The organism is Nocardia sp. CA-119907, from assembly GCF_050955995.1.
Taxonomy (GTDB): domain Bacteria; phylum Actinomycetota; class Actinomycetes; order Mycobacteriales; family Mycobacteriaceae; genus Nocardia.
The window spans coordinates 230727-254152 of the sequence record NZ_CP192091.1 but is presented as its reverse complement, the minus strand read 5'-3'; the positions used below and the strand labels follow the sequence as shown (position 1 = coordinate 254152).

General features: G+C 66.4%; 18 protein-coding genes. 12 read left to right on the top strand and 6 right to left on the bottom strand.

Annotated features, from left to right (window positions below; genetic code table 11):
• Nucleotides 1–53: 53 nt before the first annotated feature.
• Nucleotides 54–1061, bottom strand: a complete 1008-nt coding sequence (gene rfbB / locus ACQP2D_RS01140) for a dTDP-glucose 4,6-dehydratase (protein ID WP_433681882.1) — start codon at nucleotides 1059–1061, stop codon at nucleotides 54–56.
• 306 nt (nucleotides 1062–1367) lie between these two features.
• On the opposite strand from rfbB, the gene ACQP2D_RS01135 reads away from it, so the two are divergent.
• A complete protein-coding gene (locus ACQP2D_RS01135) occupies nucleotides 1368–2075 on the top strand; it encodes a hypothetical protein (RefSeq protein ID WP_433681881.1) in 708 nt (235 codons plus the stop codon).
• Nucleotides 2076–2398: 323 nt separating this feature from the next.
• On the opposite strand, the gene ACQP2D_RS01130 is transcribed toward ACQP2D_RS01135, so the two are convergent.
• A complete protein-coding gene (locus ACQP2D_RS01130) occupies nucleotides 2399–3406 on the bottom strand; it encodes an alpha/beta hydrolase (RefSeq protein ID WP_433681880.1) in 1008 nt (335 codons plus the stop codon).
• A gap of 261 nt (nucleotides 3407–3667) precedes the next feature.
• Between ACQP2D_RS01130 and rfbA the strand changes: the two genes are divergently transcribed.
• Together rfbA and ACQP2D_RS01120 are read left to right on the top strand one after the other, a co-directional pair.
• Complete coding sequence (rfbA, locus tag ACQP2D_RS01125) at nucleotides 3668–4540, top strand: glucose-1-phosphate thymidylyltransferase RfbA (RefSeq protein ID WP_433681879.1); 873 nt, start codon at nucleotides 3668–3670, stop codon at nucleotides 4538–4540.
• A gap of 3 nt (nucleotides 4541–4543) precedes the next feature.
• The gene (locus tag ACQP2D_RS01120; RefSeq protein ID WP_433681878.1) at nucleotides 4544–5092 is read left to right on the top strand and encodes a dTDP-4-dehydrorhamnose 3,5-epimerase family protein; all 549 of its coding nucleotides are present in this window, start codon (nucleotides 4544–4546) and stop codon (nucleotides 5090–5092) included.
• A gap of 73 nt (nucleotides 5093–5165) precedes the next feature.
• Here ACQP2D_RS01120 and ACQP2D_RS01115 read toward each other — a convergent pair whose 3' ends face one another.
• A complete protein-coding gene (locus ACQP2D_RS01115; protein ID WP_433681877.1) occupies nucleotides 5166–6623 on the bottom strand; it encodes an MFS transporter in 1458 nt (485 codons plus the stop codon).
• An 85-nt stretch (nucleotides 6624–6708) separates the two neighbouring features.
• Between ACQP2D_RS01115 and ACQP2D_RS01110 the strand changes: the two genes are divergently transcribed.
• Nucleotides 6709–7131, top strand: a complete 423-nt coding sequence (locus tag ACQP2D_RS01110) for a MarR family winged helix-turn-helix transcriptional regulator (protein ID WP_433681876.1) — start codon at nucleotides 6709–6711, stop codon at nucleotides 7129–7131.
• A 40-nt stretch (nucleotides 7132–7171) separates the two neighbouring features.
• On the opposite strand, the gene ACQP2D_RS01105 is transcribed toward ACQP2D_RS01110, so the two are convergent.
• Both ACQP2D_RS01105 and ACQP2D_RS01100 read right to left on the bottom strand, forming a co-directional pair.
• Nucleotides 7172–8044: a helix-turn-helix domain-containing protein gene (locus tag ACQP2D_RS01105; protein WP_433681875.1), complete on the bottom strand. Its 873-nt coding sequence runs from the start codon at nucleotides 8042–8044 to the stop codon at nucleotides 7172–7174.
• 207 nt (nucleotides 8045–8251) lie between these two features.
• On the bottom strand, nucleotides 8252–8782 hold the full coding sequence (locus tag ACQP2D_RS01100) for a DUF4282 domain-containing protein (protein ID WP_433681874.1): 531 nt from the start codon (nucleotides 8780–8782) through the stop codon (nucleotides 8252–8254).
• A gap of 301 nt (nucleotides 8783–9083) precedes the next feature.
• Between ACQP2D_RS01100 and ACQP2D_RS01095 the strand changes: the two genes are divergently transcribed.
• The 3 genes from ACQP2D_RS01095 to ACQP2D_RS01085 all read left to right on the top strand — a co-directional run bounded on the left by ACQP2D_RS01095 (nucleotide 9084) and on the right by ACQP2D_RS01085 (nucleotide 12724).
• Entirely contained in the window at nucleotides 9084–9569 is a 486-nt protein-coding gene (locus tag ACQP2D_RS01095; RefSeq protein WP_433681873.1) for a hypothetical protein, read from the top strand.
• Between the two features lie 126 nt (nucleotides 9570–9695).
• Complete coding sequence (locus ACQP2D_RS01090; RefSeq protein WP_433681872.1) at nucleotides 9696–11885, top strand: molybdopterin-dependent oxidoreductase; 2190 nt, start codon at nucleotides 9696–9698, stop codon at nucleotides 11883–11885.
• Between the two features lie 215 nt (nucleotides 11886–12100).
• Nucleotides 12101–12724, top strand: coding sequence for a pyridoxamine 5'-phosphate oxidase family protein (locus ACQP2D_RS01085; RefSeq protein WP_433681871.1), 624 nt, complete (start codon nucleotides 12101–12103; stop codon nucleotides 12722–12724).
• 14 nt (nucleotides 12725–12738) lie between these two features.
• Here the strand turns inward: ACQP2D_RS01085 and ACQP2D_RS01080 are convergent, their stop codons facing one another.
• Nucleotides 12739–13176 carry a GtrA family protein gene (locus ACQP2D_RS01080; protein ID WP_433685966.1) on the bottom strand — a complete coding sequence of 146 codons (438 nt, stop codon included), beginning with the start codon at nucleotides 13174–13176 and terminating at the stop codon, nucleotides 12739–12741.
• A 241-nt stretch (nucleotides 13177–13417) separates the two neighbouring features.
• Here ACQP2D_RS01080 and ACQP2D_RS01075 point away from each other — a divergent pair, with 241 nt between their 5' ends.
• From ACQP2D_RS01075 to ACQP2D_RS01055, 5 genes are all read left to right on the top strand, one after another.
• Nucleotides 13418–14872 (top strand): FAD-binding protein, encoded by a 1455-nt coding sequence (locus tag ACQP2D_RS01075; protein WP_433681870.1) that lies wholly within the window; start codon nucleotides 13418–13420, stop codon nucleotides 14870–14872.
• Entirely contained in the window at nucleotides 14869–15630 is a 762-nt protein-coding gene (locus tag ACQP2D_RS01070) for a decaprenylphospho-beta-D-erythro-pentofuranosid-2-ulose 2-reductase (protein ID WP_433681869.1), read from the top strand. The genes ACQP2D_RS01075 and ACQP2D_RS01070 overlap by 4 nt, the downstream gene beginning before the upstream one ends.
• Before the next feature lie 244 nt (nucleotides 15631–15874).
• The gene (locus ACQP2D_RS01065; protein ID WP_433685965.1) at nucleotides 15875–17947 is read left to right on the top strand and encodes a galactan 5-O-arabinofuranosyltransferase; all 2073 of its coding nucleotides are present in this window, start codon (nucleotides 15875–15877) and stop codon (nucleotides 17945–17947) included.
• A gap of 310 nt (nucleotides 17948–18257) precedes the next feature.
• A complete protein-coding gene (locus ACQP2D_RS01060; RefSeq protein WP_433685964.1) occupies nucleotides 18258–20036 on the top strand; it encodes a glycosyl transferase in 1779 nt (592 codons plus the stop codon).
• Nucleotides 20037–20105: 69 nt separating this feature from the next.
• Nucleotides 20106–23396 carry an arabinosyltransferase domain-containing protein gene (locus ACQP2D_RS01055; protein ID WP_433681868.1) on the top strand — a complete coding sequence of 1097 codons (3291 nt, stop codon included), beginning with the start codon at nucleotides 20106–20108 and terminating at the stop codon, nucleotides 23394–23396.
• Nucleotides 23397–23426: the final 30 nt, after the last annotated feature.

Genomic DNA, 23426 nt, shown 5'->3' with positions numbered 1-23426 from the left:
GGCCGGGAGCTGAACTTCAGCGCTCCCGACGTCCGGCCGAAGGCTCGGGGAGGTCAGGCGTTGATGGTCCGCTCGCCCGCATCGGCGTACGCACATTCGGTGCTGGCCTTGGCCGGACGCCACCAGCTCTCGTTATCGCGGTACCACTGGATGGTGGCGGCCAGCCCGGAACGGAAGTCCGAATACCTCGGCGTCCAACCGAGTTCGGTGCGCAGCAGCGACGCATCGATCGCGTAGCGCTGGTCGTGGCCGGCCCGGTCGGTGACATGGTCGAAGTCGTCGGGATCGCGGTCGAAGGCCTCGAGGATCATCCGCACCACCGACTTGTTGTCGAGTTCGCCGTCGGCACCGATCAGATAGGTCCGGCCGATCCGCCCTCGTTCCAGGATGTCCCACACCGCCCGGTTGTGGTCGTCGACGTGGATCCAGTCGCGCACCTGGTGTCCGGCGCCGTAGAGCCGCGGCCGCACACCATCGATGAGGTTGGTGATCTGGCGCGGGATGAACTTCTCCACATGCTGATACGGCCCGTAGTTGTTGCTGCAGTTGGAGATCGTCGCGCGGACGCCGAACGAGCGGGTCCAGGCGCGCACCAGCAGATCACTCGATGCCTTGGTGGCCGAGTAGGGACTGGATGGGTTGTAGGGAGTGTTCTCGTCGAATGCGGGCCCGTCCGGGGTGAGATCGCCGTAGACCTCATCGGTGGAGACATGGTGGTAGCGCACCTCGTGGCGGCGCACCGCTTGCAGCAGCGAGTAGGTACCGACGATATTGGTCTGCACGAACGGCCACGGTTCGGCGAGGGAGTTGTCGTTATGCGATTCGGCGGCGAAGTGCACCACGGCGTCGACACCGCTGACGAGTTCGTCGACCAGATCCAGATCGGCGATATCACCGTGTACGAAATCGATGCGGTCGGCCACCGGCTCGAGCGACGCCCGATTTCCCGCGTAGGTCAGGGCGTCAAGGACGGTTACGGTGGCGTCGGGTCGCTCGGCCACGGTCTGTTGGACGAAATTCGCACCGATGAACCCGGCCCCGCCGGTTACGAGCAGTCGCACCCCCCGACCTTACGTCGCCGCGGCGCCGTACTGACGCCGGATCCGCCTCCCCGCGCCCACCTGCACGGCCAGAGTTCGAATCTGTGAGCTTCGTCACGCTAAGCGGGTGTAAAGAAAGACGAATTGTTCAGATTCCCGCAAAAAGCCGTGGTCAACGTCGTGATTTCAAAGAACCTCCCAAGCCCTGAGTCGTGATGGTGAACAAAATTTGAATAAACGGTCACAACCGGTTCACCACGCGTTAGCTGGTCTAGATTTCGATCGTCTAGTCCCCTCCGAACGCTTCACATCGAGGTCCAAAACAAAATGCTGATGAGGAAATTCGCCGCGACGTCGGCACTGCTGATCGCCGCCATGGGCATCACCGCAGGTACCGTGAACGCGGCTCCGGCGGAGTCCGCCGACGCCCCGATCAACTTCACCGCCCACGCGACCGACACCCAGTCGATCATCTCGATCGACTCCGGCTCGCTGGTCGTCGAGGACAACGCGCTCAAGATCAAGGCCGCCGACGGCACCACCGTCGCGGGCACCCCGCTCACGGCTCGCATCGATGATTTCGAATTCCCGGTCGCGGCGGAGATCTCCGACCACACTGCCACCCTGACCCCCCAGGTCGACATGGCGCACGCCACCTACAAGCCGGTCGCGCTGCCCTTCGAGGACCAGGCGCCGTTCAAGACCCCGTACGACCGTGAGGTCGCCGCCTTCAACCGCATGAAGGACACCATCGCCATGGGCGCCACCATCGGCACCCTGGTCGGCGGTCTCGGCGGCGGCGCCATCGGCTGCGTCCTCGGCGGTATCGCCGGTGCGACCGTTGCCTCGGCCGCCATCGTCGGCCTGTTCGGTGCGTTCATCCCGGCCGCGGCCATCGGCTGCCTCGGCGGCATCATCGCCGTCGGTGCGCTGGGCACCCTGGCCGGTCAGATCCTGATCACGGCTCCGGTCGCGATCGGTGCGGCGATCCAGTACTTCGCCACCACCTCCGCTCCGTTCAACGCGCCGAAGTAAGTCGAGCGCCAGCTCTACACAACTGAAGCGAGCCAGAAACCCCGCCCGATCCGATCGGGCGGGGTTTCTGCTGTTCGGCCGAATTACAGAACCGTGATGGCAACGGTTCGACCATGCAGAGTCAGAAAAACTCGACGTGGCCATCAAATGAACAAAAGGTGAATGAGGTCGAACTAAACGACGGCCGAATTTCGCGGCGTGGGGAATTCTCCGAACCACCGCGGAAATTCCGCAGGGTGGCGCAAAGCAACAAAGAACCCCGCCTCCCGACTGCCCGAAAAGCACAGGCAGGAGGCGGGGTCGACTCGTCCGGCCGATCCAGGTCAGGCCGTCCGAGCCCGCGGTTGCTGCTCGAGTCGGGCACGGACGAACCGAGATACCCGGGCCAGCGCCATCCTGCTCTCGGGCAGATTGGGGGCGATGGCCATGAAGGCGTGCACCTGACCGCGCCAGATCTCCAGCGCGTTCGGCACACCGGCCGCGGTCAGCCTGCGGGCCATCAGCTCGCAGTCATAGCGCAGCACCTCGTCCTCGGCGGCGATCAGCAGCACCGGCGGCAGACCCGCCAAGGCACCGTTGACCGGCGACACCATGGGATCGAGCCGGCCGTCCAGCTCGGCGCCGATCCGCACGACCGCCTCCAGCGCGGACAGCGGAAGGTAGGGATCGCGCTCGACATTCACGTACTCCCGCTTCGCCGCGTAGTCCAGATCGAGGAGCGGGCTCAGCCCGACCAGCCCGCCCGGGGACGGCAGACCGGCCTCGATGGCGCGCAGTGCGGTGCTGAAGGCCAGGAACCCGCCCGCCGAATCGCCCGCGAAGACGATCCGGGACGGGTCCGCGCCGTGCCGCAGCAGCCAGCGGTAGGCGGTCAGACAGTCCTCCATCGCCTCGGCGATACTGCGTCCCGGCAGTTGCCGGTAGTCGACATTGACCACGGGCAGTCCGGTGCGCCGGGCCAGGCTGGCCGCGATGGGACGATGGGTGCCGAGTCCGCAGATGGCGAAGCCGCCACCGTGCATGTACAGCACCGCGCCGTGCCGCAGGGCACGGGAACCGCCGGACGGGCGCAGGATCTCCATCCGAAACCCGTTCAGCGCCACCTGTTCCCGATCGACACCGCGCGGCAGCGGCCGCAACCGGGCCAGAGTGTCGATCGCGACGGCGCCGACCGGGATGGTCGCCCGGCTGACCGGAAACAGGCGCAATACCGGGCGCACCGCGCCGAGGCAGGTCGCCAGGATCATTCGCGCTGGCGCGCTGGGGCCGCCCGGGTTCATCAGCAAACCGGGCTCACGCGGGTCGAATTCACTCACGTTGGTCGCCGACATCGCGCACCTACCTCACACTGGCGCGCCGAGCCCGACCGAACGGTTACCCAGGTAAGAGTCGACGCTGACATCTCACACGTATCCGGTGTGCGTCACTTCCCGATAGAGGTGACACGCCGATGTTTCAGAACATCACGGATACGTGACCTACGCAACATTTATCGCCCGCCAGGCCCGGTTACCAAACGTTCGTGATCAATTCGTAGGCGAGTCGGAACCTCGCCGAAGCCGAGCGCGACGCGCCTGGCAGACTCGGGGACCATGCGCGGAATCATCTTGGCCGGTGGCACCGGATCCCGGTTGCACCCGATCACGCGCGGGGTGAGCAAACAGCTGGTCCCGGTCTACGACAAACCGATGGTCTACTACCCGCTGTCCACCCTCATGCTGGCGGGCATCCGGGACATCCTGGTCATCACCACCCCGGAGGATGCCGAGGCGTTCGCCCGCCTACTCGGCGACGGCTCGCAATTCGGCATAGCGATCAGCTATGTGGTGCAGCCGGAACCGGACGGACTCGCCAAGGCCTTCGTGCTCGGCGCCGACCACATCGGCGGCGACAGCGCCGCACTGGTGCTCGGCGACAATATCTTCCACGGCCCCGGGCTCGGCACCAGCCTCGAACGCTTCGCCGAAATCGACGGCGGCGCGGTGTTCGCCTACTGGGTTTCCGATCCGACCGCCTACGGCGTCGTCGAATTCACCGACGGCCGAGCGGTTTCGATCGAGGAGAAGCCCAAGGTGCCGCGGTCCAATTACGCCATCCCCGGGCTGTACTTCTATGACAACGATGTCGTGGAGATCGCGCGCGAGTTGCGACCGTCGGCGCGGGGGGAGTACGAGATCACCGATATCAACCGCGCCTATCTGGAACAGGATCGGCTGCGCGTGGACGTGCTCGCCCGCGGTACCGCGTGGTTGGACACCGGCACCTTCGATTCGCTGCTGGACGCCGCCAACTATGTGCGCACCATCGAACAGCGGCAGGGTCTGAAGATCGCTGTGCCGGAAGAGGTCGCGTGGCGGCAGGGCTTCATCGACGATGAGCGGCTGTGCGCGCTGGCCGAACCTTTGGTTCGCTCCGGATACGGGAGCTACCTGCTCGATCTGCTCGAGCGCGGACGGGATTGGTGAACGATGGAGTTCCGTGAACTCGCCGTGCCGGGCGCATGGGTGATCACACCGCGCCAATTCGGCGACGACCGTGGCATGTTCTGCGAATCGTTCAAGGCCTCGGAGTTCGAGAAGATCACCGGTCGGCCGTTCGATCTGCGCCAGGTCAACTGCTCGGTCTCGGCGGCCGGGGTGCTGCGCGGCATCCACTACACCGAGGATCCGCCGGGGCAGGCCAAGTACGTGACCTGTGTGCGCGGTGCGTTTCTCGATGTGGTGGTCGATCTGCGGCCGGGCTCGCCGACCTACGGACGCTGGGACAGCGTGGTACTCGACGATGTCGACCGGCGCTCGATGTTCCTGTCCGAGGGGCTCGGCCATGCGATCCTGTCGCTGGCCGACAACTCGACCGTCACCTATCTGTGTTCGCTCGAGTACACACCCGAATTCGACCGGGATATTGATGCTTTCGATCCGCGGCTCGGCATCGAATGGCCAACGACCGGTCTCGACGGTCGGCCGCTGACCTATATCCGGTCTCCCAAGGACGCCGCCGCACCGCCCTTCTCGTAGCACGCCGAACGCCGCCGCCCCCGATGAGGGAGGGAAGCGGCGGCGTTCGACTTGCTGTCGGCCGAAAGGGGATTCAGCCGACGAGCTCCAACTCCGGCTCCTGCGCCGGCGCCTTGGCACGCTTGGGCAGGTAGGCCGTCATGGCGATGAGCGCGCCGACGATGGCGACACCGGCGGCGAACTGCAGTCCGGGCCGAAAGTTGTCGAGCACGGCGGTCGGGGTGTTCGCGCCATGGCTGCCCGAGGAGATGATCGCGGTGTTCACCGCGAGCACGATGGCCGCACCGACCTGCATGGAGGTCTGCAGCACACCGGCCGCCAGACCCTGCTCATCATCATCGATGCCATTGGTCGCCTGAATGTTGATGGCGGGGAAGCCGACCCAGCCGATGCCGATCAGCAGCACCGCGGGCAGGATCATCGTCAGATAGGACGGCGTGGTGTCCAGCCGCAGGAACAGCAGGTAACCGATGGCCATCACCACCATGGTGACGGCGATGATCGGCCCGGTGCCGAACCGGTCGACGAGCCGATCGGAGAAGAACGCCGACGCGACGACCAGCAGACCCACCGGCAGCAGCGCCATGGCCAGCTTCAGCGGCGACCAGCCGAGCGAATCCTGCAGGTACAGCGTCACGATGAACTGCCAGCTGAAGTACGAACCCGCGACCGCGATGATCGCGAGACTGGCCCGGACCAGCGTCACCTTGCGCAGGATGCCCAGGCGTACCAGCGGGTACTTCACCTTCTTCTCCACCGCGACGAATCCGGCGAACAGCACGGCGGCACCGACGAACGAAATGATGGTGCGCGCCGAACCCCAGCCCGCCTCGGGTGCGGAGACCACGGTGTAGACCAGCAGCAGCATGCCCGCGGTGGACAGCAGCGCACCGAGGATGTCGTGCCCGCCCTCCTCGGCGGCCTCGTCCTTGGGCACCAGCACCCAGGCCGCGGCCAGTGCGGCGAGCGCGATCGGAACCGGAAGCAGGAAGGTCCAGCGCCAGCCGATGCCGGTCATCAGACCGCCGAACAGCAGGCCCATGGAGTAACCGCCCGCACCGAACACGGTGTAGATGGACAGCGCCTTATTACGGGCCGGGCCCTCGGCGAAGTTGGTGGTGATGATGGACAGACCGGTCGGGGCGGTGAACGCCGCGGCCAGGCCCTTGATGAAACGGGTCAGGATGAGCAGCGGGCCGGAGGTGACCAGACCGCCGGCCAGCGAGGCGATTGCGAAGACGGCGAGCGCGATCAGGAAGACCTTGCGCCGCCCGAGCAGGTCGGCGGTGCGCCCGCCGAGCAGCAGCAGGCCGCCGTAACCGAGCACATAACCGCTGACCAGCCACTGCAGGGTGGACGTCGAAAGTTCGAGTTCGGCGCCGATGGACGGCAGCGCGACACCGATCATCGAGACGTCGAGACCATCGAGGAACAACACAATGCAGAGGGTGATCAGCATGCCCCAGAGACGGGTGGACCATCTGATCGGATCGGACGCCGTGACGTCCGAAAGGGTTGCTGCAGAAGTCATGGGCGGAACATTACATGCGCTCACATTAAATGCCAACACATTTAATGCTCTTGCATCGTCTGGCCGGGAGCACTAGGATAGGGCCATGTCGAAGCCGTCGACAACAGAATTAGTGGGGCGCGATATCGCACCCACCGGGTTGGTCGCCGAGTGGCGTGAGCTGCTCGACCGGCATGCCACCGTGAGCTGTGCGCTCGAGAAGGAGCTGCAGGGCAAGCACGACATCGGGCTCAGCGAGTTCGAGACGCTGGACCGGCTGATCGACGCCGATTGCGGCAAGTACCGGATGAGCGATCTCGCCAACGACATCTACCTGAGTCAGAGTGCGCTCTCGCGCGCGGTGGCACGCCTGGAGCGCGACGGACTGGTCTCGCGCAGCATGTGCGCCGACGACCGGCGCGCGATCTTCGTCTGTCTCACCGAGAAGGGCCGCGAGGTCTACGAATCGGCGCTGCCGACCCATCGCGAGGTGCTCGGACGCACCTGGGGAAGCCGCCAGAAGTGCTGAGCGGGCCGGCTACCTGGGCGGCCGGCCATCCGGGCGCCCGCTAGATGGTCTCGCGCGCCTCTTCGATGCCGCGGCGCGCGTCCACCGCAGCCGCTTTGATATTGGCGAAAGCCTTTCGGTACCGCTCGATTTCGAGTTCCTTGTCCAGGTACACCGGACCGGTGAACGCCTCGACATAAACCACCGGCGGCTCGCGCAATTCACCCTGCGCCTCGGCGAATTCCAACAGCACGAACCGGCCGGAATCCATGCCGTCGTGATAGCCGGAATCCGAGGGCACCAACTGAATTCGCACATTCGGCAGATCACACATGCGCCGCAGGTGGCTCAGCTGCTCGGCGGTCACCTCGTCACCACCGATGCGCCGCCACAGCAGTGCCTCGCTGATCACCACATCCAAGTGCAGTGGCGCATCCTTGCGCGTGACCAGCGCCTGTCTGGCCATGCGCAACTGCACCCGGCGATCGATGTCTGTCTCCGATGCCTCCGGGCGCGCGGACCGCAGCAGTGCGCGGGCATAGGCCTCGGTCTGCAGCAGTCCGGGGACCAGCTCGTTCTCATAGGTGGACAGCGCGCGAGCGGCCTCCTCCAGCCCGATGTACACCTCGAAGCCCTCGGCGATCACATCGCTGTACCCGGTCCACCAGCCCCTGGCCTTGGTCTCCCTGGCCAGCGCGGTCAGCGGTTCGACGAGATCGGTTGGCGCACCGTAGATCTTGCACATGGCCTCGACGTCCAGGCTGCGCAGCGAGGTCTGGCCGGTTTCGATGCGCCAGATCTTGGCCTCGGACCACTCGAGCTGCTGGGCCGCCATCCTGGTGGTCATCCTGGCCCGATTGCGCAGATCACGCAGATGCCGTCCGAGCTGCCTGCGAGGCATGGTCGAACCGGTCGTGCCCTGCGGTAAAGCCATGCTTCCCCCTCGCGACGTGCGCCGAAACACCTGGTTGACCTCCCGTGTCCGCCGGTGCGGCGCTTCTCCAACCGATACGCGGATATCCGAACAGCATTGTTTCACAGTAAAACTGACACAGGTCACGATGGGTGTCCCAGGTACGCCAATGACGCACTATCGCCGAAGAGGTTCCCGCTGAGCATGATCCGGCAATCCAGCCTGGTTCTACTTCCGCGCGCCGCGCTTGCGGAAGCGCCAGAACTGCACGGCGCGGACGTCTTCGGAGAGCTGGTTGACCGGCTCGGCGACATCGGCGAGCGCCTGGAACAGATCGTCGGCGAGATCGGCGATGTGTTCGACCCTGGACGCGAGTTTGGAGGCGTTCTCCAGGAATTCGAGCAGCAGGCGCACCACGGCCGCGATGGTCAGGCCGAGCGGTATCGCGATCAAACCGGTCAGCACCCCGAGAACGGCGGAGACCTGCCACATCAGGACCGTCAGCGCGATCGGGATGCCGATCGCGAAGGCCAGGCCGAGCATGTAGGCGAGGGGCAGCAGGGTCCGGGTCGCGGGACGATGGAACTGCACGTCGAGCAGGCCGCGGGCCGCGTCGGCGCTCCAGGCCCGCGGACTTTCGAAGGGCTCGGCGGGTTCCGGCTCATCGGTGCCGCGCGCGAACCGCTTCGACGCGCTCTCTTTCCAAGCGATCCAGCGTGATTCGGTTTCGAACTCGGCCGAATCCGGCACCTCGACCACGTCCGGCTCATCCGGCCCATTCGTCGCCCGCCCCCCGGTCGAATCGCCACGCGATACACGCCCACCCGTCACCGGACCGCTACCCCCCATCGAATCGCTGCGCGATGCTGACTCATACGGCGATCCTTCCCCCAATTCCAGCCCCCGCCAATAGGTGCCTCGGTGATAGCTATTGCGCACCGGGTGAGACGAATCCGACAGTCGACAAGATCTTTTGTACAACCCGTAACGCTCTGCCCACCTCGCCCCGATACCCACCACGTATGCAGGACCCAGATCTATCGGGGAATGGAGAAAAACAGTGCGCACCACGTTTCCGACTTCCGCATCGGCGGCAGAGATGACTGCCGCGGCGCAGGACTACATCCAGCGCGGGTGGACGATCGCTGAAACGACCAACGGGATCTGCCTGATCACGGACGAGGACGTATCGGGCATCGAGATCAGCGGTGAGCTGGCCGGCGAGGTTCGCCGGTACCTGCGCGCGAACGACCTTCTCGGTCCGGTGATCGAGATCCCGGGTGCCGAGCGTCGCGAGATCCACTTGGTCACCGGCCTGCGCAAGGCCGCGATGGCACTGGAGGCACTGCGCGAGGCGGGCGCCACCGTCTACACCGACGGCGACGGCATCCCGCTGCCCCCCACTCAGCTCACCACCGGCGAGGCTTGCTGGGGCGTCGCCCCGGCCGAGGCCCGCTGGATCCCGCCGGTCGTCGCGGTCGGCGCGGCCGTTCGCTCGGCGCTTTCGCGTCGCGGCGCATCCGCCGCGACCAGCGTCGCCTGCTGACCACACGCATCCATCGGGCGGGGTCCGCACTGCCCTGACCGACGAGGACCGGTATCCGCTATCCGCGGATACCGGTCATTCTTGTTTCCGCATGCGCGGATATCCATCGCGCGCGATGATGTGGGTATGGCCCAGATCACTGATGACACCCGGACGCTGTTGCGGACCTGCCCGCTGTGCGAGGCCGTCTGCGGACTCGAGCTCACCCTCGACGCACAGGACCGGGTGACCTCGGTTCGCGGCGATCGGGAGGATCCGTTCAGCAAGGGGTTCATCTGCCCCAAGGGAGCCAGCTTCGGACATCTGGATCAGGATCCGGATCGGCTGACCGACCCGATGATTCGCGATCGAGCCACCGATACCTGGCGCACCGCCTCCTGGGACGAGGCATTCGATCTGATCGCCGAGCGGTTCCCGGCGATCGTGGCCGAACACGGAAATCAGTCGGCGGCGCTGTATCTCGGCAATCCGAACGCGCATACGGTCGCGGGGGCGCTGTACGTGCCCGTGCTGATCCGGGCGCTCGGCACCAAGAATCTGTACTCCGCGAGCACCGCCGACCAGATGCCCAAACAGGTGGCGAGCGGATTGATGTTCGGGGATCCGCTGACCGTGCCGGTGCCGGATCTGGATCGCACCGACTATCTGCTCATGCTCGGCGCGAATCCGCTGGAGTCGAACGGATCACTGTGCACCGCACCGGACTTCCCGGGCCGGCTGAAGGCGCTGCGCAAGCGCGGCGGCAAATTCGTCGTGGTCGACCCCCGGGTGACCCGTACCGCGAAGCTCGCCGATGAGCATCTGTTCATCCGGCCCGGTAGCGATGCCTACCTGTTGTTCGGGATCGTGCACACGCTGTTCGCGGAGAACCTGACCGATATCAGGGTCGAGGTGGCGGGACTGGACGAGGTACGCGATGCCGCCGCGGAATTCACTCCGGAGGTGGTCGCGCAACGTACCGGCGTGCCCGCCGAGACGGTACTGCGACTCGCCCGCGAGCTGTCGGCCGCGCCGACCGCGGCGGTCTACGCGCGCATCGGCACCTGCACAGCCGAATTCGGCACGGTCACGCAGTGGCTTGTCGAGGTGATCAATGTGCTGACCGGCAATTTGGACGCACCAGGTGGCGCCATGTTCGCGAATGCCGCGGCCGGTGGCATCAATCGCACCAAGCCGTTCCGCACCGGACGCTGGACCAGCCGGGTGCGCGAGCTGCCCGAGGCGATGGGCGAACTTCCGGTGGCGACATTGGCCGATGAGATCACCACACCCGGGGCCGGACAGGTGCGCGCGCTCGTCACCGTCGCCGGTAATCCGGTGCTGTCCGCGCCGAGCGGGCCGCGGCTGGATGCGGCTTTCGCGCAGCTGGAATTCATGGTGAGCGTGGACCGGTACCTGAACGAGACCACCCGCCACGCCGATGTGATCCTGCCGCCGCCGCGGCCGGTGCAATCGCCGCACTACGATTTCGCGCTGCTGCAGTTCGCGGTCCGCAACTACGCGCGATACTCGCCGCCCTTGGTGCCACTGGGTGAGCGGCCCTCGGAGGCCGCGGTTTTGGCGCGCCTCGGGGCGGCGCTGACCGGCCAACCGCATTCGGGCGCCAACGGACCGGACCCGTTGACCGCCGTGGACGAGTTGGTCATCGCGGGCACACTACACAAAGCGGGCATATCGGAGCGACGGCCCGAACTCATCGGGGCGAACAGCACCGAACAGCGCATCGATATGATGCTGCGGCTCGGGCCCTATGGCGAATGGAACGGCGGCACGCTGAATCTGCAAGTGCTGCTCGACAACCCGCACGGCGTCGATCTCGGTCCGCTGCAACCGCGACTGCCGGGAGTGCTGCGGACGGCGTCCAAGAAGGTGGAGTTGGCGCCGCAGCCGTTACTGGACGATGTCGCGCGGATGCGGGCCCGACTCGCCGACGCCGCGCCGGAAGTGGTACTGATCGGGCGGCGTCAACTGCGATCCAACAATAGTTGGATGCACAATATCCCGACGCTGGTCAGCGGTTCGAATACCTGCACGCTGCATATCAATCCGGCGGATGTGGCGCGGTTGGGGCTCGGCGATGCCGCGATAGTGAAGTCCGCCGCGGGGACACTGACCGTGCCGCTGGAGCCGACCGAGGCCATCATGCCGGGCGTGGTGAGCCTGCCGCACGGATGGGGTCATACCGATAGCACGCAGACGGTGGCCAGGGCGCATGCCGGGGTGAATGCCAATGTGCTGACCGATGATTCGGTGCTGGACGTGCCGTCCGGGAATGCGGTCTTCAACGGCGTTCCGGTGACTTTGACACCCGCCTGAATTCATCTGAATCCGACCGGCCGGGCATAAAATCCCGGCCGGTCGGATTTTAGCTAACTCGCGGAAACCCTTGCGCTAACTAAACATTCAGTGCATTCTCATCATGGATTTTGCTGCTTTGCCGGATTAAAATGGACGAGATTTCGGTTTAGTCGGCGGGTTCAGCGCAGAACCTGCTGAGCCGTGCCGGATTCCAGCTACCAGAGGGGGCGCACATGCCCGGTTCAAGTTGTGGCAGTGACGGCGAGCACGAACTACAGGACAGGTACGGCACACAGGACCGGGCCGAACGCTTCTACCAGGACCAAGTGCTCGATCGGCTGAATCCGACGATGATCGAATTCATCGCCAGGATGGATATGGCCTTCATCGCCACCGCGGATAAACACGGCGAATGCGATGCCAGTTTCCGTGCCGGTCTGCCCGGTTTCCTGCACGTGATCGACGAACGCACGATTGCGTACCCCGAATACCGCGGCAACGGCGTCATGGCCAGCCTCGGCAACATCCTGGAGAACCCGCACGTAGGCATCCTGCTAATCGATTTCGTCCAGGACCTGATCGGACTGCACATCAACGGCTCGGCCCGTATCGTCGACGATCCCGCACTGCGCCGCACCGTGCCCGAACTCCCGCAGAGCGTCAAAGGGCGCGCCGCCGAGCGCTGGGTGGTGGTCGAGGTGGAAGAGGCCTACATCCACTGCCGCAAACACATTCCGCACCTGGTACCCGCGGCACAGGAGCAGCGGGAATGGGGTACCGACAATGTGCGCGCGAAGGGCGGGGACTACTTCGGCGCGAAGGCGCAGGCCAACGGCGAGGTCCTGGTTCCGCGCTGATCCGGCGGATGCCCTCAGCGGAGCTTGAAGATGACCGCGCGCTGGACGACGAAGTTGATGACCGTGGCCGTGCCCTGGGCAATGACGAAGGCCAGCGGCTGGCGCCACCACTCGCCGGGGAGGGTGGCGTAGAGCACCTGGTTGATGCCGACCTGGACGGCGAAGGTGACCGCGTAGAGGAGCACCACCGCGATGAACCGGGCGCGGCTCGGCGGAGCCTGGAAGGTCCAGCGGCGATTGATCAGATAGGCGGTGGTGGTGCCCGCGATAAAACTGATCGACTTGGCGACGCTGACCGGCAGGCCGATCAGATTCAGCAGGAAGCTGTAGATGCCGTAGTCGACGACGGCCGACAGGCCGCCGGTGAGGGTGAAGCGGACGATCTGGGTCTTCAGGTCGACGTCGGTGCTGGTTTCGATTCGGCGCTCCCGGGGCCCTACGTGGTTACGCACGCTGCCTCCTTCGGGCCCGTCGCTCACGCCGGCAGGCTCGTCGACCAGCGGCAGTTCGGCCGGGAGCGGCAGGTGGGGTTCGGCTTGCACGCCGACGAGCGTAACGGCGTGACGCGGAACACGCGGACCGAGTATCGGTTGGACGTTTGTCCGGCGCGATCGAACCCATGTCGGACCTCACATACTGGGGAGTACGGCGACGCCGACCGGATATCGGCTCATGCATGTAGCCTCTATGCCGATGTCCACGAAAGCTCCGACCGCCACCACAACCGGTAACTCCGGCAATGTCACCGACGGCACCTTCACGCTGCCGACGCGGACCAAGGCATTGACCGGGTGGGGTCGCACCGCACCAACATCTTCCGAAGTGCTCTCGACCAGCGATCCCGAACTGATCGCCAAGGCCGTCGCCATGGTCGCCGAGGACAACGACGCCAAGCCGGCCCATCTGCGCCGCGGCATCATCGCGCGCGGATTGGGACGCTCCTATGGCGATCACGCGCAGAATGCGGGTGGCCTCGTCGTCGATATGACGGCGCTGAACAATATCCACCGGATCGACCGGGACACCCGGATCGTCGACGTGGACGGCGGCGTCAGCCTGGACCAGCTCATGAAGGCGGCACTGCCGTTCGGGCTGTGGGTTCCGGTGCTGCCCGGCACCCGCCAGGTGACGATCGGCGGCGCCATCGCCTCCGATATCCACGGCAAGAACCATCACAGCGAGGGCAGCTTCGGCAACCACGTGCGCTCGATCGATCTGCTCACCGCCGACGGGCAGGTGCAGCACATCACGCCCAAGCGCAATGCCAAGCTGTTCTGGGCGACCGTCGGCGGTAACGGACTCACCGGCATCATCCTGCGCGCGACCATCGAGATGGCGCCCACCGAGACGGCGTACTTCCTCAACGACGGCGTGAAGACCACCACGCTCGACGAGACCATCGCCGCGCACAGCGACGGCAGCGAGGCGAACTACACCTATTCGAGCGCGTGGTTCGATGTGATCAGTCCGCTGCCGAAGCTCGGCCGGGCCACCATCACCCGCGGCCGCCTCGCCAAGGTCGACGAACTGCCCAAGCGATTGCAGCGCAAGCCGCTGAAATTCGATGCGCCCCAACTCATGACGGTTCCGGATATCTTCCCGAACTGGACCATGAACAAGCTGACGCTGATGTCCATCGGCGAGGCCTACTACCGCATGGGCGGCAACTACACCGGCAAGGTGCAGAATCTGACGCAGTTCTACCACCCGCTCGACATGATCGCGGAGTGGAACCGTGGCTATGGTTCCAATGGCTTCCTGCAGTACCAGTTCGTGGTGCCGACCGAGGCGGTCGAGGAATTCAAGCGGATCATCATCGATATCCAGGCCTCCGGGCACTACTCGGCGCTCAACGTTTTCAAGCTGTTCGGACCGGGTAATCCGGCACCGCTGAGCTTCCCGATGCCGGGCTGGAACATCTGCGTCGACTTCCCGATCAAGACGGGGCTGAACGAGCTGGTGAGCGAGTTGGACCGCCGTGTCATGGAGTTCGGCGGGCGGCTGTACACCGCGAAGGATTCGCGCACCACCGCGGAGACCTTCCACCAGATGTACCCCCGGATCGACGAATGGATCAAGGTCCGCCGCAGCGTCGATCCCACAGGCGTATTCATGTCCGATATGGCGAGAAGGCTGGAGCTCCAGTGATTAATGCCGTAGGCAACCCGCAGACCATCCTGCTGCTGGGCGGAACCTCGGAGATCGGCTTGGCGATCTGCGCCGAGTACCTGCGCAAGAGTCCGGCGCGCATCATCCTGGCCGCACTGCCGGGTGATCCGCTGCGCGAGGACGCCGTCGCCGAGATGAAGGCGGCGGGCGCGACCCAGGTCGACGTCATCGACTTCGACGCGCTCGATACCGAGAGCCATCCGAAGGTGATCGACGCGGCCTGGGACGGCGGCGATGTGGATGTCGCCATTGTCGCCTTCGCACTGGACGGCGATCCGGAAGAGCTGTGGCAGAACCAGCGCAAGGCCGTGCAGGTCGCCGGGGTCAACTACACCGCGGCGGTTTCGGTCGGCGTGCTGGTCGGCGAGAAGATGAAGAAGCAGGGCTTCGGGCGGATCATCGCCATGTCCTCGGTGGCCGGTGAGCGGGTGCGCCGCTCGAACTTCGTCTACGGGTCGACCAAGGCCGGACTGGACGGGTTCTACCTCGGCCTCGGCGAGGCGCTGCGCCCGCACGGCCCGCGGGTGCTGGTCATCCGGCCGGGCATGGTGCGGACCAGGTTCTCGGCACACGTCGAAGAGGCGCCGCTCACCGTCAACAAGGAAGACATCGCGGCACTGGCGGTTTCGGCGTCGCAGCGCGGCAAGGAGCTGGTCTGGGCGCCGGGCACCTTCCGCCTGGTGATGATGATCCTGCGCCATATCCCGCGCCCGATCTTCCGCAAGCTGCCCATCTGATCTCCCCGAGCCGCACCTCGTTCCCCGCGCACGCCTTGCGCGGCACGGGTGCGGCTCGTCTGTGTGTCGCGGTTCGTCGGGACCGGTCGATGCGGCATTCGGCACCCTGCCCGGGCGAGTGGCCGGGCGGCGTGGCAAGTTCGGAGCCGACCTCGAGCCGTCGCATTGTCGAAGGAGCACTCCGTTGAGCACAGTCACGGCAGAACGCGCCGAGCACTCCGCACCGGAACGCGGACGTGGGACGCTGCTGGTCCGGCATATCGGCTCCGGAGTGGGTGAAGCGGTGCTGGCCGCGGCGGTCGCGACGGTGGTGGCCGCCATTGGGCTGGTGGCGTTTTCGATGGTGCAGTGGCCAGCCTTCAACTCGTCCAATGTGACCCGTGCGCTGACCACGGTCGGACAGGTCGGGGCCGCGGTGCTGCTGGGGGTGGCGATCTGGCTGGTGCGGGCCCGGCGGTGGCCCTGGGTGGCGAAGGCGCTGTCGTGGGTGGGGATTTCGACGTTCGTCACGGTGACGCTCGGAATGCCGCTGGCGGCGACCAAGCTGTATCTGTTCGGAGTCTCGGTGGATCAGGAGTTCCGCACCGAATATCTGACGCGGCTGACCGATGGCGCGGCACTGCACGATATGACCTACGCCGACCTGCCCCCGTTCTATCCCGCCGGCTGGTTCTGGATCGGCGGTCGGGTGGCGAATGTGCTCGGGATGGACGGCTGGGAGGCATTCAAGCCGTATGCGATCGGGTCGCTCGCGGTCGTCGCGGTGATCGCATACGTCTTGTGGTCCAAGCTGATTCGCGCCGACTGGGCGATCGGGGTCAGCGCGGCGACGACGGCCGTGACGGTGGCATACGCGTCGCCGGAGGCCTACAGCGCGGTCATCGTGCTGCTGCTGCCACCCGCGCTCGTGCTCGCATGGGGTGCGCTGTACCGACCGCTCGAGGTGACCAGCGCCCCGGCTTCAGGTGTCGAGGGGGCGACCGGCGGTGCTGCCGCCTCGGGGCACGCTGCCGCACCGGGTGTCGACGACACCGCGGGCAGCGCCGCAGTATCGGATGGCGCGGCTGCGTCAGGCGACGAAAGCACGAGTGACCGTGGCGCGGATCGCGCCGAAACGGCCGGGGGCTGGGGTGCGGTGCTCGGCGCCGGGCTGTTCCTCGGGATGGCGGCCTCGTTCTACACGCTGTACTTCGCGGTGGCGGCGTTCGCGGTCGGGCTGATGGGTCTGGTCTCGGCGGGGCTCGCGGTGCACCGGTCTCGGCGCAGCGCTGAATCGGGTTCGGTGTGGCGGGCGGCGGTGCCACCGCTGGCGCGGCTGGTGGTGATCGGCGCGATCGCGGGTGTGGTGGCGCTGATCGTATGGCTGCCCTTCGTATTGAAGATGCTCGGCGGAACGATGCCGAGTTCGGGGACGGCGTTCCACTATCTGCCGGAGGGCGGGGCGGAGTTGCCGCTGCCGATGGCGGAGTTCTCGCTGCCGGGCGCCTTCTTCCTGCTCGGGACGGCGTGGCTGGGGCTGCGGGCCGGATCGTCGCGGCGGGCGCAGGCGCTCGGAATCGGTGTGGTGGCGATCTACCTGTGGTGTCTGCTGTCGATGACGGCGACCGCGGCGGGTACGACATTGCTCTCGTTCCGGCTGACGCCGGTGCTCGAGGTGCTGCTCGCGGCGGCCGGCGCCTTCGGTTTCGTCGAGGGCGCGCGGGAGGCCTATCGGGCGTTGAACGAGCCGGGACGGCTCGAGATCGCCGTGATCGTGGTCGCCGTCGTCGGCGCGCTCGCGTTCACGCAGGACATCCCGCGGGTGCTGAAGCCGGAGATCACCACCGCCTACACCGATACCGACGGCCATGGCGAGCGCGCCGATAAGCGGGCTCCCGGCGCGGCGGCGTACTACCGCGAGATCGATGCGGCACTGCTCGCACAGACCGGCAGGGCGCGTTCGGATTCGGTCGTGCTCACCGCCGATACGAGCTTTCTTTCCTTCTACCCGTACTACGGTTTCCAGGCGCTCACCTCGCACTACGCCAACCCGCTCGCCGATTTCGCCGGCCGCGCCGCGACCATAGAGGCTTGGAGCAAGCTGGAATCCCCCACCGCGCTGGTCGATGCTGTCGCCAAGAGTCCGTGGCGCGCACCGGATGCCTTCCTCTTCCGCAGCAGCGGCGACGACTACACCCTGCGCCTGGCCAAGGACGTCTACCCCAACGACCCCAATGTGAAGCGCTACACGGTGAGTTTCCCCAAGAGGCTCTTCGCGGACCCGCACTTCACCACGACTGATATCGGCCCGTTCACCTTGGTCGTGGTCAATCGCTGACCCGTTCCGCCCAGCACCGCTACCGCTCCGGGCGGTCGGCGCATGATTACGCGAGGACATGGGTAACTTGCCGGGGACCGGCCAACCGAACACCCATCGCCCGACGGCAGCGGCGCGGCGCTCGAGCGCAGCTGTTGCCAGGCGGCACACAGGCTAGTTGGGTACGGTGGACGGCTGATCTGACCACATACGGGAGAAGTTTGTCTTGCGGATCGAGGCACCACCAGCAGTAGGCGTCGTCACCTGGAGATCGACACCGGCTGGCGGGGCCAGACCTGATCAGCGAACGACCGAGCCGACCCGGAGACGGATCCGGGTCGACCGGAGTGATCTGGCTGTCTCGGTGGGCTATCTGGCGCTGGCCGTCACGGTGCTCTCGGGACAGTGGCGCAATACCCACAGCGGGTATCTGATCAAGAGTGGTCAGGACCAGACCATGTGGGAGTGGTTCTTCGCGGTCACCGCCCATTCGGTGGCGCATCTGGAGAATCCGCTCGGCACGAATCTGCAGAACTTCCCGGCCGGGGTCAACATGATGGCCAATACCGCCATGTTCGGGGTCGGGGTGCCGTTGACGCCGGTCACGCTGCTGTTCGGGCCGACGGTCACCTTCGTGCTCGTGCTCACCCTCGGGCTCGCCAGCACCGCCATCGCCTGGTACTGGCTGTTCTCGCGGGAGTTGGTGCGGTCCCGGCTCGCCGCCGCGATCGGCGGATTGTTCTGCGGTTTCGCGCCCGCGATGATCTCGCACGCCAACGCGCACCCGAATTTCGTACTGCTGGTACTCCTGCCGGTCATCGCCCTGCTGCTGATCCGGATCGCGCGCCGAGCGACGGCCACCGATGCGGATCCGGCCGACGACACCGGCGCGAGCATCACAAAGACCAAGCCGCGCAGGCGAGTTCGCGATGCGGTCGCGCTCGGTCTGCTGGTCGCGACGCAAATCGCACTCGGCGAGGAACCGCTGCTGATCTTCGCGCTCGCCTTCGGGCTGTTCGCCGTCGTGTACTACCTGCACACACCGCGCACCGGCTGGCGGGTGCTGCGCGCGGTCGCGCCGACCGTCGCCTTGGCGGCGGTGATCACCCTGATGCTCACCGAGATTCCGCTGTGGTGGCAGTTCTTCGGGCCGCAGAGTTATCGCTCGATCGATCACGGGCCGATGGGCAACGATCTGAAGGCGATCGTGCAGTTCCCCTCCGAATCGCTGGGTGGGGTGTTCGCACCGGGACAGTACGTCGCCATCAACGACACCGAGCAGAACGCCTACTTCGGCTGGCCGCTGTTGCTATTGCTGGTCGTGACGGTCGCGCTGCTGTGGCGTGACCGGGTGGTCCGGTCCGCGGCCGCGGTGATCGTGGTCTTCGGTGTGCTGTCACTGGGTGCGGTGGCCATGGTGGGCAAGCAGTCGACCGGAATCGAATTGCCATGGCAGTGGGCCGAAAAGCTCCCGCTGCTCAATACCGTGCTGGAGACCCGGCTGACCATGGCGGCTATTCCGGCCATCGCGGCGGTGCTGGCGCTGGCGACCCAGCGGGCGGTGACGTGGTGGCGGCGGTCACCGGTCGATTGGCGGCCGTTGGCCTGGTTCCCGGCGCTGGCCCTGGCGCTGGTTCCACTCGCCCCGACGATCCTTCCGGTGATCGAGCGCGCGCCCACACCGGAGTTCTTCGCCGACGGGACCGTGCGGCAGTACGTGAGCGGCGGTTCGGTCGTCCTGGTGCCGCCGCCGCGCCCTCCCGAGGCGCAGGCGCTGCGCTGGCAGGCCGACGCGGATTTCGACTTCCCGCTCGCCGGAGGCTATTTCGTCGGCCCGACCGGCGCGAACAAGAAGGGCATCTACGGACCGGACTTCCGCCCGACCACCGCCCTACTGGTCCGCGCCCAGGACACCGGCGGCGTCCCGCCCATCGATTCCGAGACCCGCGCGCAGGCATTGGACGATCTGCGCTTCTGGGAGGCCGATGTGGTCGTCCTGCCCGCGACCAAGAACTCCGAGGTGCTGCGCACCACCATGACCCAACTGCTCGGCCTCGCGCCGCGTCAGGTCGATGACGTGTGGCTCTGGGACGTTCGGCCACTGCGCTAGCCAGGGGTGCGGAGCATGGATCATCTCGGTGGCGCGGCTCACCGGCGGGGGTGGTTAGCATGGTCCCTCGTGCGACCGGACCGAACTTCTGCGGCGTTCACCCGCAACCGCTTGATCGCCCTCGTCTCCGGACTTCTCGGATTCGTGCTGGCGCTGCTGACACCGTTACTCCCGGTGAAACAGGACCAAGCGGCGCTCGACTGGCCGCAGGCGGGCCGCACCAGCATCGAGGCCCCGCTGGTGTCATATGTGCCGCTGCGGCTCGATGCGACGCTGCCGTGTTCGGTGGTCACCGCCGCGGGACCGGGCACGGTGCTGTCGACCATTCCGGTCGCCTCGGGTCAGGCCAGCGCCAAGGGGCTGATCGTCTCGGTCGCCGATGGCACGGTCTCGGTGCTGCAGCGCGATATTCCGCTGCTGTCGGCGCCGGTCGCGGAGATCGCCGGATGCGAGGCCGTCACCATCGACTCGACGGCAGCGGCGACCACGGTCGAATTCGTCGGTGCGAAACGCCAGGACGGTACCCCGTTCCGCAATGCCGTCACCCGTGATATCCGCCCGCAGGTGGTCGGGGTCTTCACCGATCTGGACGCCGGGAAGCTCGATGGCGCGCAGCTGCACGCCGATATCGACGCCCGCTTCTCCTCGACGCCGTCGGTACTGAAGCTCGGTGCCATGATCGCCGCGGCGATCTCCACGATCATCGCGCTGATCGCATTGCATCTGCTCGACAATGCCGATGGACGCCGGGCCCGGCGCTTCCTGCCCGCGCACTGGTGGCGGTTCACCCTGGCCGACGCCGTGGTGCTCGGCATCCTGGTGCTGTGGCACTTCATCGGCGCCAATACCTCCGACGACGGCTACATCCTGAATATGGCCCGCGTCTCCGAACATTCCGGGTACATGGCCAACTACTACCGGTGGTTCGCGGTGCCCGAGGCGCCGTTCGGCTGGTCCTACGAGGTACTGGCCTGGATGACCAGGATCTCCGACGCCAGCCCATGGATGCGGCTGCCGACGCTGGCCGCCGGAATCGTGTGCTGGATGGTGATCAGCCGAGAGGTGCTGCCGCGCTTGGGCGCTCGGGTGCGCAGGCACAAGGTCGCGCTGTGGACGGCCGGTCTGGTCTTCCTGGCCTTCTGGCTGCCCTATGACAACGGACTGCGCCCCGAACCGCTGATCGCCGCGGGCGCGCTGCTGACCTGGTGCTCGATCGAGCGGGCCATTGCCACCGGACGGCTGCTGCCCGCCGCGGTCGGTGTGCTGATCGCCGCGTTCTCGTTGGCGGCCGGTCCGACCGGGCTCATCTGTGTCGCGGCGCTGATCGCGGGGTCGCGGCCGATGCTGCAGATCATTATCCGGCGGGCACGCGATGCCGCGGGCACCCTCGGCTCCGCCGCCGAGGGATCCGATCGGAACACGTCGCGGTTTGCCGCGCTCTTCCGCTACGCCGCATTGCTGGCGCCGGGACTCGCGGCCGGAACTCTGGTGCTGGTCGTGGTTTTCGCCGATCAGACGCTGGCGACGGTCATGGAAGCGACTCGGGTGCGCACCCTGGTCGGGCCGAATGTGGCCTGGTTCGACGAACGCACGCGCTGGGATTCGCTGTTGATGCTCTCGCCGGACGGATCGCTGGCCCGGCGCTTCGGTGTGCTGATCATGCTGCTGTGCCTGCTGGTCTGTGTGCTGCAGGTGCTGCGGAAGGGACGGATTCCCGGCACGTCGCGTGGGCCGTCGGTGCGGATTCTGGGCATCGTCTTCGCCTCGCTGCTGCTGATGATGTTCACCCCGACCAAGTGGACCCACCACTTCGGCGTATACGCCGGGCTGGCCGGGTCATTGGCCGCGCTCGCGGCGGTCGCGGTCGGCACCAATGGGATTCGCTCACCGCGCAACCGCGCACTGTTCGCGGCGGCGGTGTTGTTCCTGCTGGCGATCACCTTCACCGGATCCAACGGCTGGTGGTACGTCTCCAGTTATGGCGTGCCGTGGTGGGACAAGGCGCCGCTGATCGCGGGTAAGGGGCTTTCCACGCTGTTCCTCGGGCTCAGCGCGGTTGCGCTGGTGGTCGCGGTGTGGCTGCACTATCGCGAGCCCTACCGCGAGAGGTCCGATGCGCCGGGCCGTTTCGAGCGCTATGCCTCGGCGCCGTTGACCATCGCGGCCGCGCTGCTCGTGCTGTTCGAGGTCGCCTCGCTGGCCAAGGCCGCGGTCACGCAGTACCCGGCGTACTCGATCGCGAAGTCGAATCTCCAATCGCTGCGCGGAAATACCTGCGCACTCGCCAATGAGGTGCTGGTGGAGACCGATACCGCCGACTCGCTGCTGCTCCCCTATACCGGCTCCCCCACCGATGGACTGTCCGCCGAATCACAGGGATTCACCGCGAACGGGGTGGCCGCCGACCTCACCGCCGATGCCGAGGAGACAGTGACCGGCGGTGCGAATTCGGTCAATAAGGATTCGAAGAACAAGACCACCAACACCACCGGCGCCGGCACCGGCGGCGGCACCAGTCAGCAGGCCGGTGTCAACGGCAGCACCGTGGCCCTGCCCTTCGGACTGGATCCGGCGCGTACCCCGATCATGGGAAGCTACCAGGAGAACGAGCAGCAGCAGGCCAAGCTCACCTCACAGTGGTATCGGCTCGATCTGACCGAGAGCATGCGCAATGACCCGGCCTATCGGGTGCTCGCGATTACCGCGGCGGGCCGCGTCCGCTCGGTCGACGCCGACGGCGTTGTCACCTACGGACAGGAACTGCACCTGGAGTACGGCGTGCGCGGAGCCGACGGTGCGGTGAAGACGCTCGGTTCGGTCGATCCGCTCGATATCGGGCCCGCCCCGTCCTGGCGCAATCTCCGCGTGCCACTGGACAAGTTGCCCACCGAGGTCAATGCGGTGCGGCTGGTCGCGGTCGACAACGACATCACCAAGAAGCAGTGGCTGGCCGTCACCCCGCCCCGGCTGCCCAAGCTGACCACTCTGAATTCCGTTGTCGGCCGGACCGATCCGGTCCTGCTCGACTGGCATGTCGGCCTCGCCTTCCCCTGCCAGCGCCCGTTCGACCACCACGACGGCGTCGCCGAGGTCCCGAACTGGCGCATCCTGCCCGACCGTGTCGGCTCCGACGCCTCCAATGCCTGGCAGGACGATATCGGCGGCGGACCGCTTGGCTGGACCGGTCTGCTCCTGAAATCCCAGACCATCCCCACCTACCTCGACCACGACTGGAAGCGCGACTGGGGCTCCCTGGAGAAGTTCACCCCCTATGCCCCCACCGCCCAACCAGCAACCATCGCGACCACCGTCGCCACGGTCAACGGCTGGAAGAAATCGGACCCGATCCGAGCCCGATAGCCCACTGCGCGGTGGGCATTCCAGCCCGTT

Bases quoted from the DNA above. Each gene is read 5' to 3' on its own strand.
- ACQP2D_RS01130 (WP_433681880.1), bottom strand. From the start codon at position 3,406: ATGTCGGCGACCAACGTGAGTGAATTCGACCCGCGTGAGCCCGGTTTG.
- ACQP2D_RS01085 (WP_433681871.1), top strand. From the start codon at position 12,101: ATGCCCGGTTCAAGTTGTGGCAGTGACGGCGAGCACGAACTACAGGAC.
- rfbA (WP_433681879.1), top strand. From the start codon at position 3,668: ATGCGCGGAATCATCTTGGCCGGTGGCACCGGATCCCGGTTGCACCCG.
- ACQP2D_RS01120 (WP_433681878.1), top strand. From the start codon at position 4,544: ATGGAGTTCCGTGAACTCGCCGTGCCGGGCGCATGGGTGATCACACCG.
- ACQP2D_RS01090 (WP_433681872.1), top strand. From the start codon at position 9,696: ATGGCCCAGATCACTGATGACACCCGGACGCTGTTGCGGACCTGCCCG.
- ACQP2D_RS01075 (WP_433681870.1), top strand. From the start codon at position 13,418: ATGTCCACGAAAGCTCCGACCGCCACCACAACCGGTAACTCCGGCAAT.
- ACQP2D_RS01105 (WP_433681875.1), bottom strand. From the start codon at position 8,044: ATGGCTTTACCGCAGGGCACGACCGGTTCGACCATGCCTCGCAGGCAG.
- ACQP2D_RS01115 (WP_433681877.1), bottom strand. From the start codon at position 6,623: ATGACTTCTGCAGCAACCCTTTCGGACGTCACGGCGTCCGATCCGATC.
- ACQP2D_RS01110 (WP_433681876.1), top strand. From the start codon at position 6,709: ATGTCGAAGCCGTCGACAACAGAATTAGTGGGGCGCGATATCGCACCC.
- ACQP2D_RS01135 (WP_433681881.1), top strand. From the start codon at position 1,368: ATGCTGATGAGGAAATTCGCCGCGACGTCGGCACTGCTGATCGCCGCC.